Here is a 9,160-nt window from a genome sequence, read left to right as displayed (position 1 = left end):
AACTCTCCCATCCCACCTGCTATTACGGTATTCTTTTCCACGGCGTACTCCTTATGTTGCTCTTTGAGTCGGAAACCCTTTGTAGCAACAGTACGCCACCTCATTCAAGCCAGTTGTAACGCGCCCGTACACCACTTTCGAGCATAGCTCTTGGCGTAAGCAGGCGATAGCGAGTGGGACGATGAGTGCAGTGACCAAGAAGACGGCAGAGTGTTGGTCTGCCGAGTCCAAGTTGGCAGCGGTGGTGGAAACAGCCCTGCTGTCAGCGGTGGAGTTGAGCGCATATTGCCGGGAGAAAGGGCTGTATCCAGACCAGGTAAAAGGGTGGAAACATGCCTGTATCGTTGGGCAGCAGACCGCCACCCAACAGAAACAGACAGCGGGTGCGCAAGGTCGTGCAGACCAGAAACGGATTCGTGAGTTGGAGCGAGAACTGCGTCGCAAAGACAAGGCCTTAGCCGAGGCGGCTGCGCTGCTGATCTTGCGAAAAAAATTGAACGCCCTCTGGGGGGACGACATCGGGGAAGATTAACCCCGGTCCTGGAGCGGCAACAATTGATCGCCTGGATACAGGAAGCGGCTGACAGTGGTGCGCGCCGGTCGCGGGCCAGCACAGAAGCGGGCTTATCATTACGTACCGTCCAGCGATGGACAGAGGAGCAGGGAATGGTGAAGGCGGATGCCCGCACGACGGTGGAACGACCGGCACCCAGCAACAAGCTGAGTGAAGCCGAGGTGCAGGAAGTGCTGGACGCCTGTCATCGTCCGGATGCCGCACACCTGCCACCCACCCAGATTGTGCCACGGCTGGCGGATGCGGGGGTTTATCTGGCATCAGAGTCCACTTTCTACCGGATCCTCAAGGCCGAAGGTATGAACGCACGACGGGGTCGTGCGCACCCGCCCCGCAAAGGGAAGTTACCCACCACCCATACGGCCACCGCAGCCAATACCGTCTGGTCTTGGGATATCACGTACTTGCCGTCGCCGGTGCGGGGGCAGTACTACTATCTCTACCTCTTTGAGGATTTATACAGCCGCAAGGCGGTGGCCTGGGAGGTCCATACGGAGGAGAGTGGCGAGTATGCCGCTGCGCTCATCCAAAGGGGCTTTATGGTGGAGCAATGCTGGCGGCAGCCATTGGTCTTGCACTCCGACAATGGTGCCCCGATGAAATCATCCACCCTGCTGGCCAAGCTTTATGATCTGGGGATCACGCCATCCCGTGGCCGACCACGGGTCAGCAATGACAACCCGTATTCAGAGTCGCTGTTCCGGACGCTGAAATACTGCCCACAGTGGCCGGAAAGCGGCTTTGCAAGCCTTGAAGCTGCCCGGATCTGGGTGCGTGACTTCATCGCCTGGTACAACCATGAGCATCGTCACAGCCGCATTCGCTTCGTCACCCCCGCCCAGCGCCATCGGGGCGAGGATCATGCACTGCTGACGAGGCACCATGACCTCTATGAGGCGGCCAAGGCGAGAAACCCAGCGCGCTGGTCAGGCCACACACGCAATTGGACACCCGTCGGTGCGGTAGATCTGAACCCGCAGCGGCAGGATAAAAAGGTTACTTAAGAAATGGGTGACGCGACAACTACCTTGACAGACGCCGAACCTGCCTTCGCCTTACTACATCGCGAAATTAGGGAGCATAACTAGTTTTATCGACGGAATTATGCGATCGCGAGTGAGTGCGCAGTCTTGTGGTGCAAACGCACAGTGGTGGGGCCCCAATATGGTGCGCACGGAATAGCGACAATTGAGAAGCCAGAGATTACATAGAAATATAAGACATTAAGCACTAGAGTTGCGTGGCACGTTAGTTGCATGTTTTTTGAAGTGATTGATGCTTGCTCGTGAGAGATCCATTATACGATGGCCATAGCATATTTTTTATGAAGTGACATTATTGAGGGACGATTACATGAAAAGTGATTACCTAGATTTATTATTAAAAGAATATGCACGAGTAATGAGTAAAGATGAGAACGAATCTGAAATGCCGCCACGTGAAATATATTACGATGAAGAATACACCAGTCTTGAGTTTAAAAAGGTTTTGGCAGCATCTTGGCTTCCGATAGCACACAGATCACAGTTACCTAATAATGGAGATATGTTGCCATTTAATATATACAGTGAGAAATTCTTGCTGGTAAACGATAATGACGAGATAAAATGTTTGTCTAGAGTATGTACTCATAGAGGCGCGGATCTATTGGCTTCAAAATGCATGGAAAATCGTAAATCAATAACATGTCCATATCATTCATGGGTTTTTAACTTATCTGGTGGATTAAAATACGCTCCACAATCAGAGGGTGTAAGGAATTTCTCGCACACAGAAAATGGCTTGATTAATTTTAAGACTGAATTATGGAACGGTTTTGTCTTCGTTAATATTGATGGAAATGCAGAACCTTTGAGTAGTGCCTATAATAACCTAAGTGATTTAATATCTCCGTGGCATGCTGATGAGATGGAGGTCGTGTATTCGCGAACCTGGAATGGAGAATTTAATTGGAAAGTGATGGTCGAGAATTGGGCTGAGTTTTATCACCACATAGGAGCGCATTCAAACACTCTAGAATATGCCTTCCCATCAAAAGACACCACGATAGATATATTCAATAAAAGCTTTGTTAGAACAAAAGCACCATATGGTGAAGAATATAAAAGAAACACAGAAGAAAAGTCCGATATATTTCCATTCGAAAAAATAGAGAACCTACCTTTAGAAAACGATAATTGCCAGCAATGGGTGTATGTTGCGTACCCTGCATTTCTAATAGCAACATTTCCGGATAGTATATATTGGATCAGGGTTCTTCCAAAAAATGTCAGTGAATGCGAGGTGACGACATTAATTATGATAAGCAATAAAAACAAGAGTCATAATGACTACGACGAGCGCCTAAAGAAGGCTATAAATCTTTTCGAATCGTTTCACAATGAAGATATGGAGATAAATGCCTCTGTATATAGTAGCATACGAAATAAAATAACCACAGCTTCTGATAAATCAAGGTTATTCCCCACAGAAAGACAAATTTTTAGGTTTCATAGCTTCTTGTCTGATTGCATGTCACGTTGATAGCAAAAAATAAACATCAAATGTAGTTTTGTTATTTATTGTAAATGTAATCAGCTATTGATGCTTATAAGAATTTTATGGCACAAATTATTTCTTCCTTTTTGTATTATGATATCTTGTACAACACAACTATAAAAGATATTATTATTATCAGGTAACAATAAGTTAACCGTTTTTTTGTAACTCAGTTAATGCTAAAATATTTATATTGACTGTTTTTAACAGTTTATTTCATGCGATACATATGTAGGGTGAATTATGACAGATGTGTTATCAGTAAGACCACTTTTAACGGGCACTCAAAAATATGATAAGTCATGGTCAACCCATAACAACGGGTTTGGGACAATTATAACCGCACCAATTTTAGCTTATCTTATCGAAACAAAAAACGGACGAATTCTTTATGATGTTGGTTGTGACTATAATAAAGTAATTAAATCTGAGACATATTTTCAGAGTAATGATTTCCCATATGGCCCACCGCAAATGACACAGGAGCAACGTATACCAAGTTATCTTGATAGACTTGGTATACGCCCTAGTGATATCGATCTAATATTTATTGGACATTTGCACTATGACCATGTCGGAGGAATCGGTGACTTTCTAAATTCTGATATACATATACAGAAAAAAGAAATTTTATCCGTAAGAGATAATATGACACCGGTTTACTTTTCTGACGATATATCACGACTAACGTCCGGGAAGATGATAATAATGGATGGTGATTACAACGTTACTGATGGAGTACAAGCAATATCAACGCCTGGGCATACTGCTGGTCATATGTCATTACATATTGAATTGCCCAAGGGTAAACCAATAATTATTTGTGGTGATGCCGCTGATCTTGAGGAGAACATAAAAGAAGAGATAGCTCCCGGACTATGCTGGAATGATCAATATCAAACCGCTATAAGTAGCATACAAAATCTTAAGGAAATATCAAAAAGAGAACATGCATATCTATGGCCTAGCCATGATTTTAATTTCTTCCATAAATTAAAATCATTTCCTGATTTTTATAATTAATTATCATAAAAAGGTATTTATTAATGCTTTGGCAAAATATAAGTTATAAAGATATTGTTGGCTGCCTAGAGAAGTCAAATGGAACAGCAATGCTTCCTGTAGGAGCTACTGAACAGCATGGACCACATCTTGGATGTGGGGTAGATTCAGTGATTGTCTCTAAGCTTTGTGAAAGTGTTTCTGATATTACTGGAGTTCCAGTTCTTCCACTTATACCTTATGGTTGCTCGATTGGCCACAGCAAAAAATGGCCTTCAACAATTGCTGTTAGTCCAGTAGTTTTGATCGAATTCATTACTGAGATAGGACGATGGGCATATTTTAGTGGAGTAAGACGACTTTTTATTATAAATGGTCATGTAACTAATAATGCGCCATTACGTTGTGCACTGGAGATATTAAGATCAGAATTTGACGATTATATGATAGGTCTAATTGACACCTCCAGGATTAGCCAAAGAGTTAATGACATGCATATTAAAGATGGTGATGACTGGCACGCTAATGATGCTGAGACATCCATAATATTAAAAATTGCAGACGAACTCGTTTCTCATTCATTAATAGATTCATCAGACGATCAAGATCGAACGATAGATAAAGTATTCTCTCATCCCGTAAATAAAACGAGCATAAATGGTGTTACAGGGAAACCTAGTGCGGCCACCAGAGAAAAAGGTGAGGAATTATTTGATTGGATGATTTGTGATCTCGCAAAAATAATCAGAAAAGGCATGACTGAAAGTCCCCCACTACAAGGATAAATTATTCATAATATTTTTATTTTAACTTATGGAGTAACATATGAGCAACGTAGATAATGTATCCAAATTGATTCAGGAATTAAATAATAAGGGGGTTAAATATTGTATATCTGCTTATGTTGATATACACGGAACCCCTAAAGGAAAAGTAGTCCCACTTGAGCATCTCAGGAACATGAATGATGGTTCAGAAAGATACACAGGATATGCCTTAGACGGCCTTGGACAGGCTCCAAATGACGATGAGATTGTATCTATACCAGACCTAAATCGCATGATAGAAGTTCCATGGGATAAAAAACTTGTTTGGTTTCCATCCGACAACTTATTTCGTGGAAGCCCATATGAATTGAATACTAGAGTTGCTCTTAAAAATCAGCTTGCAAAAGCTGAGAAACTTGGTTATGGAATGAACACAGGTATTGAGTGCGAAGTTTTCTTACTTGAGAAAAGTGAATCTGGATTACTTAATTTGCATGACAAAAATGATAAACTTAAAAAGCCATGTTATGATATTAATAGTTTTTTAGGTAGCTTTTCATGGCTGGACAGGATGGCATCTTCAATTCAAACTTTAGGTTGGGATTTGTACTCATTTGATCATGAGGATGCAAATGGACAATTCGAATTTGATTTTAAATATTCCGACGCACTTACCACATGTGATAGATTTATATTTTTTAGGATGATGGCAAAGAAATATGCTAATGATCTCGGATTATTTTCAACAATGATGCCTAAACCATTTGCGGATAAAACGGGTAATGGAGCCCATCTTAATATGTCCTTATATGATATCAATACTAAAAATAATATTTTCCAGTGTGATTCTAATGAAGACCCTCAGGGAATAGGAATGTCTACAGTTGGCTATAATTTTATTGCAGGAGTTTTAAAGCATGGTAAGGCGTTGTGTGCAGTTCTCGCCCCGACCGTAAATAGTTACAAGAGGTTAGTTAAGAGAAGCTCGACTAATTATTTTTCATGGGCTCCTGTTTTTAATTCCTATGGCTCCAACAATCGTACGAATTCTATTCGAATTCCATCCGGTGGTGGACGTTGTGAGTCACGAAATGCTGATGGAGCAATGAATCCGTATCTAGCTACGGCATTGGTTTTAGCTGCAGGACTTGAAGGAATTGAAGAAAAGCTAGATCCAGGGATGGCAAATGATGACAACTTATATGAAATCTCTGATTTAGAAAGGAATGAGCGTGGTATAGCGTTCCTCCCTCAGACATTGAAAGAGGCTATAGAATATTTTGCTGAGGATCCATTTGTAGAAAAAGCAATAGGTAAAGATCTTCGTGACGAATTTGTAAAATACAAGAGAGAAGAGTGGGAAGAGTATCATCGCTCAATATCAACATGGGAAATAGAACGGTATAGCGATATGTTTTAAAAGTGATACTCGATTAAAAAGCATACCCATTAAAAAATTTGAACATCAAGTGGACAGGATAGATGAAGACAAAAAAAATTGCAATTAAAAGTCGTCTGATTCCAACAGACCTTGAACAATATAAACCTTATCGAATAGATGATCTTCTCTTGCGCTTTTGCTCTTGCATCGACTTTGCGGCACTGGCATCACAGGTGGATGGTGCGGATCCTCGACCAGTGAGTCCCCAGGGTGGCTACCCGCCTTATCCCACAGAGGTCATGGTGCGGATCTTGGTATTGAAACGCCCGTACAATTTCTCGGATGAACAGATGGAATACCAGATTTTGGATTGCCACAGCTATCAACGTTTTTGTGGCCTGCTGGATGCCGCTCGCCTGCCTGATCGCACGACGATCTGGCATTTTGAGAACCACATCGGGGTAACCGGTGCCGAAGCCCTGTTTGCGGCGGTAGAGCAACAAATTCTGCAGCACGGTTATCTGGCGCGAGGGGGGGCAGATCAAAGAAAAGAGACCATGCCCGCTGACTGGATCCCTGCCAAACGTATCCAAAAAAATCTTGATGCGTCCTGGATACACAAACACATTTTTCCCAAAATTGATCCTATCAGAGCATTAGTGTGCCCGTAATGAGCCAAATTATGAGTAATGGTCATAATAACTTCATTCTGCGTCTAATTACCATTAAAATACCCTGATACATGATTTTAGGTTATTGGAGAAATTTACAATGCGTGTTTTGCATACCATGATTAGAGTTTCTGACTTAGAAAAATCAATTAATTTTTATGTTAATTTACTTGGCATGAAAATATTGAGAAGAAATGAATACCCTGATGGCAGATTCACCTTGGTCTTCCTTGGCTATAATGATGAAACTCTAGGATGTTCCATAGAACTCACTTTTAATTGGGATATAAGTGCATATAATTTAGGTTCAGCTTATGGTCATATTGCTATTGAGGTTGACGATGCAAAACAGGAATGCTTACGGATAAAAAAGCTCGGCAGCAAAGTTGTCCGTGATGCAGGCCCAATGAAGCATGGAACTAAGGTGATAGCATTTATAGAAGATCCTGATGGATATAAAATTGAGTTGGTGGAGAGTAAAGTACAAATTAATTCAGAGTCCTCTATATTTTAAATTAGTAGAATGATGATCTAGCATGTCTGGATTTTATATATGTATATATGTACGATAAGGAGATACCGTGACGAAAGCCTATGCAGCCCAATCATCCACCAGCCCTTTAGCCCCGTACGAAATTGAAAGACGTCAGCCGGGTCCGGATGATGTCAAAATTGAGATTCTTTACTGCGGTGTCTGCCATTCCGATTTACATACTGCCCGTAATGAATGGAAAAACACCATTTATCCCTCAGTGCCAGGTCATGAAATTGTCGGCAGGGTGGTGACCGTAGGTGATCAGGTCAAAAATTTCAAAGTGGGTGATTTAGCAGGTGTAGGTTGTATGGTGGATAGTTGCGGACATTGCAGCGCCTGTGATGATGGTGAAGAACAATATTGCGAGAATGGTTTTACCTTAACTTATAATGGCCCGGTATTTGGCGGGGAGAATACGTTTGGGGGTTATTCCCAGAGTGTGGTCGTCAAGGAGTCTTTTGTACTGAAAGTCCTCCATGACGAGAAAAATCTGGCCAGTGTGGCCCCCTTGCTGTGTGCGGGCATCACCACTTACTCACCGTTACGTCATTGGCAGGTGGGGCCAGGTAAAAAAGTGGGTATTGTCGGTTTGGGTGGATTGGGTCATATGGGCGTCAAGCTGGCCCATGCGATGGGGGCTCATGTCGTTTTATTTACGACCTCGCCCGGTAAAATCGAAGATGGTAAACGTCTGGGTGCGGATGAGGTCTGCATTTCCACGGATCCCAAACAGATGGCTGAGCAGGCCAACAGTTTTGATTTTATCCTCAATACGGTGGCCGCTTCCCACAATCTGGATGCCTTTCTGAGCCTGTTGAAGCGGGATGGTACCATGACGTTGGTGGGCATTCCTGCAGAGGCCCATCCTTCTCCGGAAGTATTCAACCTGATATACAAGCGGTGTCAATTGGCGGGCTCGCTCATTGGCGGTATTCGTGAAACCCAGGAAATGCTCGATTTCTGTGCAGAACATGGAATTGGTTCGGATATTGAAATAATTCCCATGGACTATATCAATACGGCCTATGAAAGAATGCTGAAAAGCGACGTGAAATATCGTTTTGTCATTGACATGACCACCCTGAAATAGATGTATATATCAGCCAGATTTGATCAATTTAGAGGTGTAATGACGTCGGCATAGCGACGGTGGCCCGCCAAAATAGAGAGGGACAAAGTACCCGGTATATCGAGCGCTGGGCGAAACGATGTACCATATCGAAGTCCTCGAAGCGCAGATCGTGCGCTTCGAGGATTACTTGCTGGACGGTTTGGCCCCGCAACAGCATGCGCTGGCCTTGCTGTAGACCTTGCCCGGGGTGGATACCATAGTTGCTGCCTTATTGCTGGTGGAAATCGGGGACGATATGAAGGCCTTCGGGAGTGCCGATCGCCTGGCGTCGTGGGCCGGTCTGTGTCCGGGCAACAACGAATCGGCCGGTAAGCGCAAAAGTGGTCGCACCCGGAAAGGGAATCCTTACGTGCGCCGCGTCTTGTGCGAATGCGCCCATGCCGCCAGTCGCACCCAATGCGCCCTGCGCGCCAAATTCCAGAACCTGGTCGTGCGCCGAGGTCATAAACGATCCATTATCGCCTTGGCCCACAAAATGCTGCGCATCATCTACTTCATGCTCTCTCGCGGCACATATTACCGGGACGCCGCCACCGATTATGAAGCCTTGAGCGTACAAC

Annotated in this window: 6 protein-coding genes and 3 pseudogenes; all 9 read left to right on the top strand. The window is 43.5% G+C overall.

Annotated features, from left to right (window positions below):
• Window positions 1-151 precede the first annotated feature (151 nt).
• Window positions 152-1,578, top strand: a pseudogene (locus BLW97_RS15755) (IS3 family transposase); the annotation flags it as partial.
• 349 nt (window positions 1,579-1,927) lie between these two features.
• On the top strand, window positions 1,928-3,097 hold the full coding sequence (locus BLW97_RS15750; protein WP_075323868.1) for an aromatic ring-hydroxylating oxygenase subunit alpha: 1,170 nt from the start codon (window positions 1,928-1,930) through the stop codon (window positions 3,095-3,097).
• Between the two features lie 258 nt (window positions 3,098-3,355).
• Entirely contained in the window at window positions 3,356-4,135 is a 780-nt protein-coding gene (locus BLW97_RS15745) for an N-acyl homoserine lactonase family protein (protein WP_075323867.1), read from the top strand.
• 23 nt (window positions 4,136-4,158) lie between these two features.
• Entirely contained in the window at window positions 4,159-4,899 is a 741-nt protein-coding gene (locus tag BLW97_RS15740; RefSeq protein ID WP_075323866.1) for a creatininase family protein, read from the top strand.
• A 40-nt stretch (window positions 4,900-4,939) separates the two neighbouring features.
• Window positions 4,940-6,301 (top strand): type III glutamate--ammonia ligase, encoded by a 1,362-nt coding sequence (gene glnT / locus BLW97_RS15735; protein ID WP_075323865.1) that lies wholly within the window; start codon window positions 4,940-4,942, stop codon window positions 6,299-6,301.
• A gap of 62 nt (window positions 6,302-6,363) precedes the next feature.
• A pseudogene (locus tag BLW97_RS15730) lies at window positions 6,364-6,798 on the top strand (transposase); the annotation flags it as partial.
• Between the two features lie 235 nt (window positions 6,799-7,033).
• Window positions 7,034-7,447 carry a lactoylglutathione lyase gene (gloA, locus tag BLW97_RS15725; RefSeq protein WP_075323863.1) on the top strand — a complete coding sequence of 138 codons (414 nt, stop codon included), beginning with the start codon at window positions 7,034-7,036 and terminating at the stop codon, window positions 7,445-7,447.
• A 67-nt stretch (window positions 7,448-7,514) separates the two neighbouring features.
• Window positions 7,515-8,558: an NAD(P)-dependent alcohol dehydrogenase gene (locus BLW97_RS15720; RefSeq protein ID WP_075323862.1), complete on the top strand. Its 1,044-nt coding sequence runs from the start codon at window positions 7,515-7,517 to the stop codon at window positions 8,556-8,558.
• 106 nt (window positions 8,559-8,664) lie between these two features.
• Window positions 8,665-9,160 (top strand): annotated as a pseudogene (locus tag BLW97_RS15715) (transposase); the annotation flags it as partial.

It is taken from the genome of Acidithiobacillus albertensis (assembly GCF_001931655.1).
Taxonomy (GTDB): Bacteria; Pseudomonadota; Gammaproteobacteria; order Acidithiobacillales; family Acidithiobacillaceae; genus Acidithiobacillus; species Acidithiobacillus thiooxidans.
Note: the sequence above shows the minus strand (reverse complement) of the source record. Positions and strands in the feature narration are given on the sequence as shown.

Coding starts and splice junctions, on each gene's coding strand:
- BLW97_RS15750 (WP_075323868.1), top strand. CDS start 1,928: ATGAAAAGTGATTACCTAGATTTATTATTAAAAGAATATGCACGAGTA.
- BLW97_RS15745 (WP_075323867.1), top strand. CDS start 3,356: ATGACAGATGTGTTATCAGTAAGACCACTTTTAACGGGCACTCAAAAA.
- BLW97_RS15740 (WP_075323866.1), top strand. CDS start 4,159: ATGCTTTGGCAAAATATAAGTTATAAAGATATTGTTGGCTGCCTAGAG.
- glnT (WP_075323865.1), top strand. CDS start 4,940: ATGAGCAACGTAGATAATGTATCCAAATTGATTCAGGAATTAAATAAT.
- gloA (WP_075323863.1), top strand. CDS start 7,034: ATGCGTGTTTTGCATACCATGATTAGAGTTTCTGACTTAGAAAAATCA.